Genomic DNA, 16,891 nt, shown 5'->3' on the forward strand with positions numbered 1-16,891 from the left:
TCAGCGGTTGCCTGCACCCAATTTCTCTCTATTTTGCCCAGTGTATGACCACACTAATACGATCCCTACTCCTTTGCTGCCCCCTTCTCACGCTGCAAGCTGGTGTCTATGAAGACCTAGAATACGGCGACTCGAAGTTGGATGTCACAAAGAAGCTCATGAATTGCGAGCGTGTGGAAAATACCGTGCCTGAAACCATGTTCGGCCGCGTCGGACTCAATGGCACCTTCAGAATCAAAAAACAACTCAACGGCCTGAGCTTTGCTCTCTACTTCGATTGGGACGAAGACGACCAACTCAAGGAAATCACCCTCCGCTCCGATGCCATCCCTGTCGGTGAGTACAACTCAACCTTGAAAGAAGCCTTCAAGTCCGCTTCCAGCCTCATCACGGAACTCTACGGAAACCCCGTCATGGGCAATACTATGCCCACAAGCTCTCAGCTCGAAGAAGGCATGATTCTCAACTCCCACCTCTGGCACCCCGAAGAAGGTACCCTTCTCATGGGCGTCGCCCGCGAAAATGGCAAATACCACCTCTCTATCCGCTTCCTTGAAAAGCGTATCGAACCCGTGCGTAACTAATCGCCCCCGCTGAATGTCTGACTTGCTCGAGCCCACTCTGCTCTCACACTTCGGGCATGCCTCCTTTCGCCCCCTCCAACGCGAAATCATCGAGAGCACCCTCAGCGGCGCTCCCACTCTCGCCATTCTTCCCACAGGAGGAGGGAAATCTCTTACCTATCAACTTCCCGCACTCCTCCTAGAGGGCGTCAGCATTGTCATCTCCCCCTTGCTATCGCTCATCGAAGACCAAGTCACTGAACTGCAGCGAAAAAATATCGCCGCGGCTCGCTACGATTCCACCCAGTCACTCACCCAACGCGCGGAAACCATCGAGAAACTCAAAAAGAGAGAAATTAAATTACTCTACACCTCCCCAGAATCACTGGCCTCCACCACCCTCGTCACTGCCCTCAAACACATCGATATCGCACTCGTCGCCATCGATGAAGCCCACTGTATCACCGAGTGGGGCCATACCTTCCGCCCCTCCTACCTCTACCTCCCAAAAATTATTCGCCAGCTCAAACCCCACGCCACGCTCGCCCTCACAGCTACCGCGACAAAAAAGACAGCCTTCGAAATCAGGAAATATTTCAAAATCAAAACCGCCCACCAGTTCACAAGCAGCCACACCCGCCCCAACCTTACCTTCCAAGTCACCCCACTCACACCCGAGGATAAAACCGCTGCCTTGCTCAGCACACTGGCTTCCCCAGATACCCTCCCTGCCATCGTCTACGCGATGCGACAGGAACAGTGCGAGCAAATCGCACACACACTCAGCCAAAACGGTTACCAAGCACGCTCCTACCATGCGGGTATGAGCAACCCCGCACGCAGCCAAGTCCAACACGATTTCCTCCACGATAAGATTCAGATCGTCGTCGCCACCATCGCTTTCGGCATGGGTGTCGATAAACCTAACATCAGATCCGTCGTCCACTACCACCTCCCAAAATCACCCGAAGGCTGGATGCAAGAAGCCGGCAGAGCAGGACGTGACCGCAAACCCAGCACCTGCACTTTACTCGCCTGCGGTGACGACACCATCCCTCTAGAGAATTTCATCCACACCAAACTCCTGCGTAAAAACACCCTCTCCCGCTTCCTCGAGTCACTTTTCTCACAAGGCAAACACATCGAATTCTCCCCCTACCACACACGCCTGCTCCATGACTTTCACGTCTCCACACTAGACATCATTCTAGCTCGACTCGAAGTCACCCACTACCTCCAGTTCAAAGGAACCTCGTGGCGCTACATCCGCGCCTGGATCCCCACCGGCCAATCACTCACACTCGATCACTTCCCCAAAAAAACACAAAAAGCAATCAACCACATCCTCACCCTCGGTGAACGCTACGATACCAACCGCTCACAAGACGACTTCGGCATCTCCCGACCAACCCTCTGGAATGCCCTCGATCAACTCGCTTCCTCCATCGTTTTCAAACCCAGTGGCTGGCTCTGGCACTACACAATCAAAAAACAACCACCCCATCTCGAAACCCTCGTCGATTCCCTCCACGAAACTTTCCATGCCCAATACCAACACGACCTCGAAAAACTCCACCACCTTACCAAAATCAGTCTAACAAGAGGGTGTATCCCGAAAGCTCTAGCCCACTGGTTCGGTGAACGAGATGCCCCCAACTGCGGCAAATGCAGTGCCTGCCTCAATCTCAAAGTCCCGCGCCGGCTCCCAAACTCAGCCCCCTCAGAACCGAGCCCGCAGGAACAAGAAATGATCCATCAACTCACCACTAACCCAAGACACCACTTCAAAACAAACCAACAACTTGCACGTTTCCTCTGCGGAATCGCCTCCCCCTACCTGCGCCACTACAAGCTACACTTCCACCAGCACTTCGGCTTACTCAAACACCTGCCTTACACAGACGTCTTCGCCTACGCCAAAGCCTCACTCAACGCCCGCGATTAAAAACCCCATCACCCGCAGGCTCTCTCAAATCACGCTCCCTCTCAGCGCGCCTTCAATCTTTGTCGCGCCCCAAATGCTTGAACAAAAAGTCCGTCGCCTTTTTCTTAGCATAGTCCTCTATCAGGCCCTCCACATCGGGCAACTTGGTCAGCATATCGACCTCCGGCTTCGAAAAACTCCCCTGCGTCCGTAAACGCAAAGTCAGCTTCCCATCCACTAACCACTCGTTCTGTACATTCGCATTCAACGCCTCGCCCAGTGACTGAGACACCTTCCCCGCCAAATCTCCAACATGCTTCACTACCGACGCACTCGACTTCTTGCTCGCCGCAACATCAATTAAAAACGCATGCTGCTCACTCCCAGACTCGATCCAAGAACCCTCGTTGATCGCAACCTCCCAATCATGCACCACAATCGAAATGTCCTCACTCACATCCACCCGTCCACGCTTGTAACTCCCCGCTAATTTACGACTCCGACCAAAGGTCGCCTTGTCAGGTAATGTCCCTAAATTCACCCCAAATTGCTCAAGCTTCTTCGCCGTATCCCAAACCTTCTCCACATATGGCACCCGCGTGTTCAAATAAGAATCCTCAGAAAAGTCTAAATCAATCATCACATCTGGATCCAAATCACCATTGCTCGGGTCAAATAACTTCGCCACCGCCGGCCCACTTAAACCAATCACCCCAAACTTTACCGTCTTAGAGGCTGAATCATAAATCTCAACACGTGAGCCTAACTGAATCTTTGCCTCATTCACCACCTCCAAAGAATTGGGATTCACTTCAATATCATCTATCAAAACCTGACACCCCTGCCCCGATACCAAAACACCCGTCTTCTCAATTAACAAATCAAAGCTAGCATCCGTAATCCTTATAGAATCTAACTGAGTCACAAACTCTTCACTGCGCTTCGCATTGAAACTCGGCGGCTCCGCCACAGCATCTGGCACCGGCTCATGCGGATCCGCAAATAACGCATTCAAGGAGTTCGTTCCATCCTCATACAAACTCACCTTTGCATGAAACCCGTCCGCTTCAAAAGTATCCACGTAAATCTTCCGCGATAATAACTCCCACAGCGACACATCAAAGCGTATCACATCACACGATAAAGCCCCCGTCGCTATCGGTTCCCTCTCAGCATAGGCCACCTTGCGATTCGCATAGTTGTCACGCTCCGCCAAGATCACATCACGCAACGTCACCTTCGCTGGAAATGAAAATAACGATACCTCAAAACTACCAATCTGCACCCGGCTATTGATAGCATCCTCAGCTTGCTCAACTAACAATTCCTTGGTGAGCAAGAACTTTGCCGAAAAAGCAAAGACACACGCTATGATTATGAGGCCAATTACCAAACGCTTCACCCACTTCTTCATAGCGCGTAATCTAGCAAAAATTTAGTCGTCCGTATACTTTTTATGTCCCTCTTTCTTGACCTCTTTCACCTTGCTCATCGCTGCCTCTATCTTCGCTGGATCCTTCTCAAGGTAAGCAAGCTCTAAGGCACAAAGAGATGCATAAGAAAGTCCCATCACCCGACGTGAATCCGCAATCGCCTTAGCCTTCTCTTCACCATCAGGCATCTCCTCTACCATCACGGGAATGTACTGCATCGCCGCCAAGAGAGCCTCGTGCGCCTTGCGTACTGCTTCCGCTCCAGCAGCATAATCATCCTTAGGAATCGTGCGTAATGCCTTGAGCTGCTTACTCACAACCTTCATCTCAGTAGCCATCTTCGTGTCGTCCTCAGCACGCACAGAACCCAAGCATACCATTGCTGTTACAGCCACGACGGAAAACGGTCGAATCATTGATGTTATCATAGGTCCCTACCATCTGATCTCACGCCGCCTTGTCAAGACCCAGACTCACATAAACTTCCCCGCATTTCAGACTTCACACCCTCCCTAATGCTGGACCAGAATCCCCCCACATGGCCGCTAAGAAAGAAAAGAAACTCACCCCAATGATGGCGCAATACGTCGCTATGCGCCGCTCGCTCCCTGAAGATGTCGTGCTTTTCTTCAGACTCGGTGACTTCTACGAAATGTTCTTCGAGGACGCTCAGCGTGCCGCAGCCACTCTTAATGTCGCTCTCACTAAACGCCATGATGTCCCCATGTGCGGTGTCCCCCACCACGCAGCACAAGGCTACATCGCCAAACTCGTGAAAGCCGGTATCCGTGTCGCCATCGGCGAACAAACCTCCACACCCATCCCAGGTAAACTCGTCGAACGTGAAATCTCTCAAATCATCTCCGCCGGTACCGTCGACGATATCAACCTGCTAGATGACACCAAACACAACTACCTCGCATCGGTCAGCTTCTCAGGCAAACGCTACGGACTAGCCTGCGCCGACCACACCACTGGCGAATTCACCGTCGCCGAGTTTGCCGATAAAGTGCAGTTAGAAGATGAACTCAAACGGCTTTCCCCCTCTGAGATCATCATCCCAGATGACCAACTCAACCAACTCGGCGGCATTGCACATTGCATGCCCTACGATGGCTACGCATTCATCCCCGAACAAGCCGAACACCAACTCAAAGATCACTTCAAAGTACAATCTTTCGATGGCTTCGGCTGCTCCAACATGACCGCTGCCACCTCTGCTGCCGGTGCCATCCTCCACTACCTAATCCACCAACTGAGACGATCCTGCGACCACCTGCTCAAACTCGCCGTGCGCGATAACTCAGAGCATGTCATGATCGACTCAGCCTCACAAAGTAACCTCGACCTCGTCGAATCCAGATCAGGTAAAAAACACACCCTCCTCCACGCCCTCGACCGCACAGCCACCCCCATGGGCGCCCGTAAATTGCGCGACTGGATCCTCCACCCACTCCGCGACCTCAATAAACTTACCGCGAGACAAGACCTCATCGCCTCCTTCCTCGAGCAACCCTACCTGCTCAACCAATGCCGCGATTCACTCAAAAAAATCCGAGATATCGAACGCACCACCGGAAGACTCTCACAAGGAAGTGGCACCCCACGTGACCTCCAGTCCCTCGGACTCTCACTCGCCCAAATCCCCACCCTCAAAGACGACCTCACCGCCGTCGCCTCCTCCACCGCCCTCGCCGGCCACCTCCTCGACCATATCCATAACTTCGATGAACTCGTCGAGTTGTTAGAATCGGCGCTGGTCGATGAACCACCCGCAAAGCTCGCTGACGGCGGCATCATCCGCGACGGATACTGCCCCGCCCTCGATGAATACCGTACCGCCTCAAGAGACGGCAAACAATGGATCGCACAACTCCAAGAATCAGAACGGAAACGCAGTGGCATCGAAAACCTTAAAATCAAATTCAATAACGTCTTCGGCTACTTCATCGAAGTCACTAAAGCCAAAGCAGACCTCGTCCCTGAGGACTACCAGCGAAAGCAAACAATGGCAAATGCCGAGCGCTTCATCACTCCTGAACTCAAAGAGGTCGAAAGCAAAGTCCTCGGAGCTGAAGAACGCTCAAAACAACTCGAGGCCGATGAGTTCACCAAACTCAGACTCCAAGTCGCAGCACACCTCAATGAACTTCAAGAAACTGCTGACGCCCTCGCCACCCTCGACGTCCTCCTCGGACTCGCTGAAACGGCTCAGCTCTTCCAACACACCCGCCCGCTAATCGATGACTCGCGCCAACTCACCATCACAGAAGGCCGTCACCCAGTCCTCGAACAAACATTGATCGATGAAAAATTCGTCCCTAACGACACAAACCTAAACCACGAAGACTCCAGACTCCTCATCCTCACAGGCCCTAACATGGCTGGTAAGTCTACCTATATCCGCCAAGTCGCCCTCATCACACTCATGGCCCAAATTGGTGCCTACGTCCCCGCTGATGCCGCACACATCGGCCTCGTAGACCGCATCTTCTGCCGCGTAGGCGCCTCAGATGATATCGCTCGCGGCCAATCCACCTTCATGGTCGAAATGAATGAAACCTCCCTCATCATCAATAACGCCTCAGATAAATCTCTCGTCATTCTCGATGAAATTGGTCGCGGTACCGCCACCTTCGATGGCCTCTCCATCGCTTGGTCAGTTGCTGAACACCTACACGATGTGTTAGAATCTCGCACCCTCTTCGCCACGCATTACCACGAACTGACCGACCTCTCTAACACTCGCCCAGCTGTGCAGAACTACAATGTCGCTGTCCGTGAGTGGAATGATGAAATCATCTTCCTGAGAAAAATCCTCCCGGGCTCAGCCGACAAATCCTACGGTATCCAAGTCGCCAAACTCGCCGGCCTCCCAGACACCATTGTCAACCGCGCCAAGGATATCCTCTCGCACCTCGAGATGAATTCCTCCAAACCAGACGCTAAGAAAAAACCGCGTGCTAAAAATACCAAAGCCACCATGCCTGAGAGCGATACCCCTCAGATGGACCTCTTTGGCGAATCCTCCCCTTCAGCATCCTGACCAAATTCCTCCGCGAATAGAAGGTCAGCTTTGTGAAGGCTTCTTCTAATAGACGTGTTATACCATTGAGCGATACGGAATGGACGAATGGTCGGAATGAGCTTGCAGAATAGCAAGGCGGAGTGATAGAGCCCCGCACGCGCGGGACAACTGAGTGACAACGATGACATACTGTAAGGTAATCCGATTGACTCTAAATTCGCGAAGCGCAAACTCCACAAGTCTGAACCACACCCCATGCGTCTATTCCGAGTCGAGAGATGCTATTAGATCCCGAAACAGGCTTTCACAGCACTGCGCTTAAGCGCTAATTCGCGCCACTCATTCGTCAATCTAGAAGCCTCAATCACACCACAGCCAGAAGGCACCGCCACCTGCTCCCCCTCCCAATATATCCCACGAATCGCAACCACTGCGTGAAATTCTCCATGGTCGTATACCCCAAAGGGTGCCCCAAAACCACGCGGCGCTCCCAGCCGGCTACGCCATTCGTAAAGTAACTCTAACGATTCAGGCGTCCTTGGATGTGGCCCCAGCGCTGGAGTCGGGTGCATCTTGCGTACCAAATAATCAATCGCGTGATCACCATACATAAACACCTCAATCGGAGTGTGGAAATGGACTAACTTTCCTAGATCCATCATCCTACGCTCCCCACGCTTCACCATGCCAATGTCGCTCAAACTTGCCACTAAAGTCTGCGCCACATACTCGTGCTCACGAATCTCTTTCTCATCAAACGCAAAGACACTACGGTCCTCAGCCCTTGCCGTCCCAGCCAATGCCATCGTCTTTAGCCTCCCTTTCCTGAGGTGAAACAACAACTCCGGGGTCTGCCCACAAAAACCACTCGCCCCATCCACCCAAGCATATGGATAGAATTGGTCGCCTGAGCCCACTAGCCCATTCAATAAACCTCTAGCAGTCCCGCCCTTAAGCGACCCGCGCTCGGTTGCAACAGGCACAGACTTCTCTAACACGCCTTTTTGAATCGACTCATTAATCTCAGAAAACACCTGCGCAAATCCATCAGGCTCCAGCGCCTCCCACTCAATCACCGGACTTTCCATTCCCTCCATCTCCGCTGGGTCAAACTCCACCACTGCACTCGGAACCTTCCATGGCCGTGGCTCAGTCAGCGAAAAGTTGTTCACGTAAAATGCTACCCCCTGGTGCGGACACTCAGCCAATTCCTGAAATGGCCCAATCCCCATCAAAACTTTCCCACTAGGTGCCTGTAATATCGCGAAACTCTCTGCGTCCATTCCCACCATCCTATCACTCCTCCTATCCAAATGATTTCATGAAACCCACCTCTAGGGCTAGTTGCTCGCTCACATTAGTCTCTAGCAAACTAGCTAGTCCCTCCAAGGCCTCCATTCTCCCCAGTAAGGATTCCAAGCTCTCATGCTCTGCAACTAACTTCGTGATCTTCGCCTGCTGCGGATAATCTAGCGCTTCGACATCACATTTCTGTCGCACCACATCCCCTAACCAAGTAATCAAAACATCCAGAAGCTGTGAACGCTCCAGCAAATACTCACTCTCAGTCAATGCCTTGTAGTAATTCTCCCTCTGCTTTAGCCAATCCCCCTCAGTCGTCTGCTTGTACTGTAAAACTTCTTCCTTCTGCGCAGCCTCGTTAGCCTTACTAATCGCCGCCTTTCTCCTATCTAACACTCTGGAAAAAGCCGCCTTCAAGGTCAGTGAACGCCCGACAGACCCAAAGCCAGCTTTGCCCAGTTTCGCTAAAACCTCTAACAAATCCTCTTCGCCGTCATACGCTTCGCGCTTCGCATTAGTGATCAATGGCAATTGAACACAACGAGATAATATCGTCGGTAATAAGCGATCAGGGTTACTCGTAATCAACAATAAGAGACAATTCGCAGGAGGCTCCTCCAAAGTCTTCAAAAAGGCATTTTCCGCCTCCACTCCCATGCGGTCCGCTTCTAACACCACACCAACCTTCCACTTGTCGGCTTCAGAGGCTTGATACATCGCTTTCTCTAAGCCACGCATCTGACTCACTGAAATCCTGCGCGATTTCATCTCAGGTCGCACCACCCTCACCAACTCCCCCTCTAGCTCATCTATCGTTTGTGGCTCTGGTGGGGGAGCGTCTCCAAAAAGATCCAATCCCGCCGTTGGGTCATCCACCCCGTTGATCATCTCAATCATACGAGAAGCCAGCCGCTCACCACCTGCGAGCGCCTCGCCCGTGATCAAAAATGCATGCCCAAGCCGCTGCCTCTCATAGGCCGCTTGCACCAACTCAAATGCCCTGTCTTCCGTGTATGCCATGGTCTGAAAACATGCTGGATGGAACACCTAAAATGACAATAGAAAAAACAATGACCCTTAAAGACATTCCCACCCTCACAATCATTCTTCTTCTCCTCGACTCAGCCAATCACAACCTGCGCCGTCCACAAGCTCGGGTCTAATGCTTGCTTCGCCCTGCCTGCCAATGCCTCAGCTGCGTTCGCATCCTTCAGAATCGCTATCATCGTGGAGCCTGAGCCACTCATCATCGCCGCAGCCACCTCTGGCTGACCTAACAGCCACATCTTCACTTCAGCCAAAAACCGATGTTTGGCAAAGACAGGCCGTTCCAAATCATTGACCATCCGCCCCCACTCCAGCTCCTGCGCCTCATAGCGAATCCCACAAATCGCCTCAGACCCGAGCCAAGCCTTGTACGCCCCCGGAGTATCCACCCCAAAGTCAGGCTTCAACAATAGCGCATCTAATTGATGCGGCCACTCGACAGCCTCGACTATTTCCCCTCTCCCCGTGCAATCACAGACACTGTCATAGACAAAAAATGGCACATCACTGCCGATCTCAGCAGCCCACTCAGCAAGTTGCGCCACCTCCACACCTGTCGCCTCCAGATGGTTCATAGCCCGCAGCACTGCCGCGGCATCACCACTCCCCCCGCCTAGCCCAGCACCGTGCGGAACATGCTTCTCTAACTCAACTCGATAAGCACACGCCGCACCCGTTTCACGCTGGAAAATCCGCACCGCGCGCGTGACCAAATTAGACTCGTCCACCGGCACCCCTACCTTGTCACAAACCAAGCTATAGCTCTCCGCTGGCGTAAGAATCAATCTATCTGCCAAGCTGATAGGCGCCATCCGCGTCTCAATGGCGTGAAAGCCATCCGCCCGCTTCCCCAATACCTTGAGTGACAGGTTCACCTTCGCTCTCGCATGTTCTATATACGTTTCCATCTTCACTTTTCTCCTTCTTGAATCCCCAATAAAGCGATCATCCGTCCCGTCGCTCCCTTTTCAAGGCGGTACGAATAATACGCATCCAGATCTGAGCTCGTGCAGATGCCACAGTCGTACGACTCCTTCACCCCAACACTCGCCAAAGTCTCCATGATCTGCTTCGCAAAATCCACTTCGTACGCCGGTGGACGAATACAGGGCGCCAAAACCGCAACCACGTCACTCGCCTGCGTCCCATAACATTCGCCCATCTTCTCCAAAGCCACCCGCACAATCTCTGCCTCCGTCCCCTTCTTCCCCGAGTGCACGAGGCCAATCGCCTGTTGCTTCCGGTCAAATAAATACACCGCCCCACAGTCTGCCACATAAATACCTAACATCACTCCAGGCACATTGGTCACTAATCCGTCCACTCCACTGATCACACCCACGCCGCTCTCCTCCACCACGGCCACCTCACCTCCATGCACCTGCTCAGCACGCGCCACACTTTCCCACGCAAACCCCAAGGACTCCACCACCTCGCGGTGCATTGGCTCCAGACGTGCCACTGTCGCCTCCCGGTCAGTGTCCACCGGCACCCCTGCGATTCGACCGATAAAATCAGCGGCAATGCCATCGCGCTTCAACGGTGCTAGAAAATGCTTATCATTCACGCCGCGACGCTATCTCTCAACCTAACGAATTGCAAAAACAATCCCACCCCTGTTAGCCACCCACACATCACGCTCACCATCAACACACTACAGAAACACAGCCACAATCCACACGATAGCGGTTGAAGATTTCTCAGATACCACTATCCTCATCCCTACGTCGTTTGCTGCAAATCAGCCTGCGTTGAGCCCACTCTCTCCCCATATGAGCCAAGCGAATAGAGACTTCCTCAGCACCGAAGATATGAGCGCTATCATCCGCACCCTAGCAGAGGTCGCGGACTCTAACCTGTCGCTTAGCCAAAAACGTACCCGCCTCGTCCGCAGTATCGCCGAACTCACCGACACCGACGCCTGGATCTGGGGCATCACCGGAAAATTTAAATCCGGAGAACACGCCACCTTCTCACTCTCCCACCAGGAAGGCTTCTCAGAGGAACAATTCGCCGCCTACCTCGCCGTCCTCGAAAAACCCAAAATGGCCGACATGTTCGCTCCCGTCCTCACCGAATATGCCGATTCCTCTACCACCCTCACCCGTAGACGAGACCAGTTTGACCCCGAAGGCAAAATCTACACCGATGCCTACGCCGAGTGGAAAGACATCGGACTCGCCCCCCTCGTCGTCTCCATGACCCCCACCAGCTCAGGTGGCACCAGCTGCGTAGCCATCTACCGCCACTACGACAAACCACCCTATTCCGCGCGTGACTCTAAAATCATGCACCTCATCCTCTCCGAGCTCAAATGGCTCCATGAAGAAGCCGGTAGCAAACCACCCAGACAAACCGTCTACTCTCTCCCCCCAAGGCTCAACACCGTCCTCAACCTCCTCCTCCAAGGTGCCGGCAGAAAAGAGATTGCTGCCAACCTTAAGATCTCCCCCAATACCCTCAGCGGCTATTCCAAAGAAATCTACCGCCGCTTCAATGTCCGCTCCCAAGTCGAACTCATCCACCGCTTCTCCGTCGGTGACCGAGGTGATGAATCTCCCACCCATCGCTAGACACCTCCCCCCTCTATTCAGCATTGCTTTTTTGCGTCATTTAAGGAAACTGGATTGTCCTAATAACCTAATGAGTTCACGAGCACGTAAACCCCAGCGCCGTCGCCGATCCCATGGCGCCGCCCGCAGAGCCCAAAGGCCAAGCCTCTGGGAGTCCATTCAAGGGGCGAACAAACGTGCCCACCAACGCGCAAATCAACGCGCCTGGAGACGCCAAGGCCTCACCTCTGTGCGTGCCGCGATCGCAGACACCTACGAGGACGACTTCAGCCTACCTACCGGCCAGCTCATCCTTAGAAGCATACTCGCTCTCCTGCTGCTGATCCCCAGCGCTATCAGCACACTCGCACTCTTCACCATCACCGAACACACCGGCAACAACCACTTCTGGATGGATATTGCCCGATCCCGCCCCTTCCTCTTCTTTGCGGTGGGCTGCTTTCTCATGATCGGCTGGTTCTACTCGCGCTTGTTTACCAATTTCTTTCTCTACCTCTACGTACTTGGCCATGAGCTCACCCACGTCATCTTCATCTACCTCTGCGGTGGCCGTGTTTCTGGCTTCCAAGTCACCCTCGATGGCGGCTATGTGATGACGAATAAGTCCAACGTACTCATCGCCCTCTCCCCCTACTTTGTCCCCTTCTGGTCCTTTATCGTCCTGCTTATTTCAGGCATCCTGCGCCTGTTCTGGGACATCCCCTACCACGACTACGCACTCTACCTCGCCATCGGAGCCACCTGGACCTTCCACCTTGCCTACACAATCTGGATGATCCCCCGTGACCAACCCGACCTCAAAGAAAATGGTACCTTCTTCTCCCTCGTCATCATCTACCTCGCCAACGTTCTCCTGCTCGCCGCCATGCTCTGTCTCGTCCCCGGTGGCCTCAACTTCCAAAGCTACGCTGCCCACTGGATCAGCCTCGGCTCCCACCTCCTCGACTTCTCCCAAGGCCTGCTCCATCACCTCTCAGCCAAAGTCTAGATAAATCAATTTATCTGCTGGCCGGTGATAGTCATACAACCGCCCAACGCATTTCTCGAGCAGATCAACATTCGCCTCCCTAATGGCGATAATGCCATGCACCCTATGATCAAAGCTCGAAGAGCTTACTTCCCCTAGCCCCGTGTGGCGCAGCCAACTCGGGGGAACCGAATGATAGCCTAAGAAGTCTGTAAGACTTCAGGATCAAGAGACCGCTCCCCCTCAGAAATATTCTTCCTCGATTCAAAACTGGTTGGGAACAGATTTGTAACTGATTTCTCATCTCATTTTCGTCCTATTCGCACTGTGAAATAATTTCTCCACACCGCCTGCACCCTATGCCGTCTATCCAAATAAATTTATCTGCTGGCCGGTGATAGTCATACTACCGCCCAACGCATTTCTCGAGCAGATCAACATTCGCCTCCCTAATGGCGATAATGGCACCCACCCTATGATCAAAGATCGAAGAGCTTACTTCCCCCAGCCCCGTGTGGCGCAGCCAACTCGGGGGAACCGAATGATAGCCTAAGAAGTCTGTAAGACTTCAGGATCAAGAGACCGCTCCCCCTCAGAAATATTCTTCCTCGATTCAAAACTGGTTGGGAACAGATTTGAAATCTGACAAAGGAAAAAAGAATCATCCTCAAGAGCGGACTATAAAGTAAAAAACACAAACCCGGTGCAAACCCATGTTACTTCCCTCTCACAATCGTTCAAAGACAGATAAGCCGGCTCCGCACAAGAACCTGCAAGCAAATAGATTTATCTGCTGGTAAATTGTTGACAAGCCAGTCATTCTTTGCATTCTCCCCACCCCGCCGCGACGGAAACGTGGCACAACCTTATCAAGACTATGAAAGCTGATATCCATCCTGATTACCACCCAGTAATCTTCCAAGACATGACATCCGGTAAGCGCTACTTCACACGCTCCACCGCTACTTCCGCTAACAAGGAAACTGTAGACGGCGTTGAGTACTACGTGATCTCCATGGGCGTTACTGCTGACACTCACCCATTCTACACCGGTAAGTCTACCTTCGTTGATACCGAAGGTCGTATCGACAAGTTCCAGAAGCGTTTCGGTGCTGTTCGCCGCGCCAAGAAGCCATCTCTCAAGGCTTAATTATCCCTTCCGGAAATTACCAATTTCTAAGCTCTTCGAGTCCGCTCGAAGAGCTTTTTTTATGCCCACTCAGCGCCCACTCCCCGTCGCTCCAGAAAACCCCTGAAACCAATGCACTCCCAGCACGCCTCCCTGCCGGTAAAACAAACACAGGGCATTGGGCTGCACCTCAAAACCCCGCATCCATTCCTTGCGCCATCCTTCAGCTCCCTCAGAGTCGACAGTCCAATGCTGCGCCCCCCTCTTTCCCGCTAACACCTTGCCCTCGCGCGCACCCAAGCTCAGCCGCCGGCCACCCGCTACCTTCACTCGCACTCCCGAGTCACTCGCATTGTAGACGTACGCCCCTCCTCCCCGTAAATCACCCATCGCCACAAGCAAAGTCCAGTATCTCTCCCCCTGCGGTACACACACCATCGCGTGCCTCCCCTCAGCATGCACATCCACACGCGCAACTTCCACCAGCTCCCCATCGCGCCGCACACATACCTGCCACGCCCCACCTTCCTCTAAAACCACCTCAGCGCTCGGCCTCAATCCATTACAGCGACACACCACCACACTCTCTCCCTTCCTAAAATACAAAACCTCTCGCAGCACTTTAGACTGCGCTACTGCCTCGTGGCCTAACACCACTCCACGCTCAGGCTCCGGCCGCCAAAGCTGTACCTCCACACTCGGCCCAGCCAAGGCCACACCCATCATTACATAAAAAAGAAGCCAAACTCTCACTCTGCTTTCCTAACAGAATTTGAGCCCGCTGCCAATCACATCCTGCTCCACTGAATCTCAGCCACCTCGCCACCATTGAACCACAATGTCAGCTCCACATCCTCATACGCCACACCACGCGCCGTCTCCGGCTTCGACGGCCCAATCTTCTGCGTATCGAGAAATGCCACGGCCTCATCCCGCTTCATCCCAATGAGCTTCTTGCCAAACAGTGTCACCTCCGGACTCGCCACCTCTATCGTGCACAACTGATAGTTCTCACTCTCATCAAAATTCAGAGAAATCCCTAAATCCCAATAATGCCACGCAATCGATTCCTCATCCCCCAAATCCACACTATCCACCTCCTCTGGTGCCCCCAAGACTGCCTCCACCTCATCGCGTGTCGCCCCAAAGGGTAAATCCGCTAAACCTTTTCCTAACATGATGTGCTGCGCCTTGCTCATGCCCGCACGCTATATCCCCCACCATTCAAAGGTCAACCCCTTCTCACTCCACCCATCCGCCATCCGCCATCCGCCATCCGCCATCCGCCATCCGCCATCCGCCATCAGCCATCAGCCATCAGCCATCAGCAATCAGCAATCAGCAATCAGCAATCAGCAATCAGCAATCAACAATCAACAATCAACAATCAACAATCAACAATCAACAACCGGTACTTTCCTGACTCCTTTATTTCTCTCCAATTATTTGTAACTCAGTCAACTGAGCTGCGTATACTATAGGATAAATTCAGAATTCTTCCCATCAGCTACCACTCTAAAACCCTGATTTTATAAGAGAAGCAGCTCGTATGGAGGTGAGTTTTGGAATAAAAACAACCTACCTGTTACTACACCATGCCATCACCCTGCCCTGGAAACCCACTCAGCGGATCTCCCTTCTCACGCAGAGAATTCCTCAATGTCGGCCTCCTCGCGGGCCTCGGTCTCACCCTTCCCGAGTTCCTGCGCATGGAAGCGCAAGGAGCCCAAAAGTTCTACGAAACCAAAGAAGGCCAGGCCAAAGCCGTCATCCAAATCTTCCTCCCGGGTGGCCTCGCCCAACACGAATCCTTCGACCCCAAACCCTTCGCCCCACCCGAATACCGCGGCCCCTTCGGCTCGATCAAAACCGCACTCACTGGCGTCCACTTCGGTGAAAAACTCCCCCACCTCGCGAAAATTGCAGACAAAATAACCGTCATCAATTCCATGTCCCATGGCGAGGCCGCCCACGAGCGTGGCACCCATAACATGTTCACCGGCTACCGCCCATCGCCCGCCCTCGAATACCCCTCCATCGGCTCGGTCGTCTCCCACGAACTCGGCCCCCAAAACAACCTCCCCCCCTACGTTTGCGTCCCCAATGTCCCCAACACCTTTGCCAACTCCGGCTACCTTTCCTCAGCCCACGGCCCCTTCGCTCTCGGCTCCAATCCCTCAGATAAAAATTTCAAAGTCCGCGACCTCAACCTCCCGAACGGAGTCGATGACGCCCGCTTCCAACGCCGTAAGTCGATGCTCGAAACCGTCGACCACCACTTCAGAACCCTCGAAAACGCGGATTCCCTCGAGTCAATGGATGCCTTCTATCAGCACGCCTACCGACTCATTTCCTCGCAACAAGCCAGAGAAGCCTTCGACCTCAATAAAGAACCTGACAAGCTCCGCGACACCTACGGCCGCCACCAAGCCGGCCAACGCATGATCCTCTCCCGCCGCCTCGTCGAAGCCGGCGTCCGCTTCGTCTCCCTCACAGTCGGCTCCTGGGACCACCACGACAACCTCAAACAAGGAATCGAAAAAAACCTCCCAGCCGTCGACCAAGCCGTCGCCGCCCTCATCAATGACCTCGAACAACGCGGCATGCTCGACTCCACACTCGTCATCCTCTCAACCGAATTCGGCCGTACCCCAAAAACTAACAAAACAGGCGGCCGCGACCACTGGCCCCGCGTCTTCTCCACCATGATGGCCGGTGGCGGCGTCAAAAAAGGCATGATCTACGGCAAGTCCGATGCCCTCGGTGGCGAACCAGAAGAAGATAAAGTCAGCGTCGAAGACTTTGCCAAAACCATCTACCACCAACTCGGCATCACCGCTGATAAAGAACTCATGGCACCAGGTGAACGCCCTATCGAAATCGTCGACGGTGGCAGAGTCCTCAAGGAAATTCTTGGCTAACACA

Annotated in this window: 16 protein-coding genes; 8 read left to right on the top strand and 8 right to left on the bottom strand. The window is 53.3% G+C overall.

The genetic code is table 11. The features are described from left to right. Positions 1-44 precede the first annotated feature (44 nt). A complete protein-coding gene (locus tag ACFSW8_RS10945) occupies positions 45-584 on the top strand; it encodes a hypothetical protein (RefSeq protein ID WP_377086115.1) in 540 nt (179 codons plus the stop codon). Positions 585-597: 13 nt separating this feature from the next. Further along, the gene (locus ACFSW8_RS10950; protein ID WP_377086116.1) at positions 598-2,508 is read left to right on the top strand and encodes a RecQ family ATP-dependent DNA helicase; all 1,911 of its coding nucleotides are present in this window, start codon (positions 598-600) and stop codon (positions 2,506-2,508) included. 52 nt (positions 2,509-2,560) lie between these two features. On the opposite strand, the gene ACFSW8_RS10955 is transcribed toward ACFSW8_RS10950, so the two are convergent. Then, positions 2,561-3,901, bottom strand: coding sequence for a hypothetical protein (locus ACFSW8_RS10955; RefSeq protein ID WP_377086118.1), 1,341 nt, complete (start codon positions 3,899-3,901; stop codon positions 2,561-2,563). A 21-nt stretch (positions 3,902-3,922) separates the two neighbouring features. After that, positions 3,923-4,348, bottom strand: coding sequence for a hypothetical protein (locus ACFSW8_RS10960; RefSeq protein WP_377086120.1), 426 nt, complete (start codon positions 4,346-4,348; stop codon positions 3,923-3,925). 110 nt (positions 4,349-4,458) lie between these two features. Here ACFSW8_RS10960 and mutS point away from each other — a divergent pair, with 110 nt between their 5' ends. Next, positions 4,459-6,966 (top strand): DNA mismatch repair protein MutS, encoded by a 2,508-nt coding sequence (mutS, locus tag ACFSW8_RS10965; protein WP_377086122.1) that lies wholly within the window; start codon positions 4,459-4,461, stop codon positions 6,964-6,966. 266 nt (positions 6,967-7,232) lie between these two features. Here mutS and ACFSW8_RS10970 read toward each other — a convergent pair whose 3' ends face one another. The 4 genes from ACFSW8_RS10970 to ACFSW8_RS10985 form a co-directional block, all read right to left on the bottom strand. Then, positions 7,233-8,231 (bottom strand): chorismate-binding protein, encoded by a 999-nt coding sequence (locus ACFSW8_RS10970; protein WP_377178230.1) that lies wholly within the window; start codon positions 8,229-8,231, stop codon positions 7,233-7,235. Between the two features lie 22 nt (positions 8,232-8,253). Then, on the bottom strand, positions 8,254-9,270 hold the full coding sequence (locus ACFSW8_RS10975; RefSeq protein ID WP_377086126.1) for a hypothetical protein: 1,017 nt from the start codon (positions 9,268-9,270) through the stop codon (positions 8,254-8,256). Between the two features lie 101 nt (positions 9,271-9,371). After that, the gene (ispE, locus tag ACFSW8_RS10980; protein WP_377086130.1) at positions 9,372-10,205 is read right to left on the bottom strand and encodes a 4-(cytidine 5'-diphospho)-2-C-methyl-D-erythritol kinase; all 834 of its coding nucleotides are present in this window, start codon (positions 10,203-10,205) and stop codon (positions 9,372-9,374) included. Between the two features lie 2 nt (positions 10,206-10,207). Continuing rightward, positions 10,208-10,864, bottom strand: a complete 657-nt coding sequence (locus ACFSW8_RS10985; protein ID WP_377086132.1) for a purine nucleoside phosphorylase YfiH/LACC1 family protein — start codon at positions 10,862-10,864, stop codon at positions 10,208-10,210. 205 nt (positions 10,865-11,069) lie between these two features. Between ACFSW8_RS10985 and ACFSW8_RS10990 the strand changes: the two genes are divergently transcribed. The 3 genes from ACFSW8_RS10990 to ACFSW8_RS11000 all read left to right on the top strand — a co-directional run bounded on the left by ACFSW8_RS10990 (position 11,070) and on the right by ACFSW8_RS11000 (position 13,987). Next, positions 11,070-11,870 carry a LuxR C-terminal-related transcriptional regulator gene (locus tag ACFSW8_RS10990; RefSeq protein WP_377086135.1) on the top strand — a complete coding sequence of 267 codons (801 nt, stop codon included), beginning with the start codon at positions 11,070-11,072 and terminating at the stop codon, positions 11,868-11,870. Between the two features lie 70 nt (positions 11,871-11,940). After that, entirely contained in the window at positions 11,941-12,858 is a 918-nt protein-coding gene (locus tag ACFSW8_RS10995; protein ID WP_377178232.1) for a hypothetical protein, read from the top strand. A gap of 856 nt (positions 12,859-13,714) precedes the next feature. Then, entirely contained in the window at positions 13,715-13,987 is a 273-nt protein-coding gene (locus tag ACFSW8_RS11000) for a type B 50S ribosomal protein L31 (RefSeq protein WP_377091360.1), read from the top strand. Between the two features lie 69 nt (positions 13,988-14,056). Here the strand turns inward: ACFSW8_RS11000 and ACFSW8_RS11005 are convergent, their stop codons facing one another. Both ACFSW8_RS11005 and ACFSW8_RS11010 read right to left on the bottom strand, forming a co-directional pair. Continuing rightward, positions 14,057-14,719, bottom strand: a complete 663-nt coding sequence (locus ACFSW8_RS11005; RefSeq protein ID WP_377178234.1) for a hypothetical protein — start codon at positions 14,717-14,719, stop codon at positions 14,057-14,059. Positions 14,720-14,754: 35 nt separating this feature from the next. Continuing rightward, the gene (locus ACFSW8_RS11010) at positions 14,755-15,165 is read right to left on the bottom strand and encodes a hypothetical protein (protein ID WP_377086143.1); all 411 of its coding nucleotides are present in this window, start codon (positions 15,163-15,165) and stop codon (positions 14,755-14,757) included. Between ACFSW8_RS11010 and ACFSW8_RS11015 the strand changes: the two genes are divergently transcribed. Both ACFSW8_RS11015 and ACFSW8_RS11020 read left to right on the top strand, forming a co-directional pair. After that, positions 15,164-15,418, top strand: coding sequence for a hypothetical protein (locus ACFSW8_RS11015; protein ID WP_377178236.1), 255 nt, complete (start codon positions 15,164-15,166; stop codon positions 15,416-15,418). The genes ACFSW8_RS11010 and ACFSW8_RS11015 overlap by 2 nt on opposite strands. Before the next feature lie 143 nt (positions 15,419-15,561). Next, a complete protein-coding gene (locus ACFSW8_RS11020) occupies positions 15,562-16,887 on the top strand; it encodes a DUF1501 domain-containing protein (RefSeq protein ID WP_377086147.1) in 1,326 nt (441 codons plus the stop codon). The last annotated feature ends 4 nt before the right edge of the window (positions 16,888-16,891 follow it).

It is taken from the genome of Rubritalea tangerina (assembly GCF_042683245.1).
Taxonomy (GTDB): domain Bacteria; phylum Verrucomicrobiota; class Verrucomicrobiia; order Verrucomicrobiales; family Akkermansiaceae; genus Rubritalea; species Rubritalea tangerina.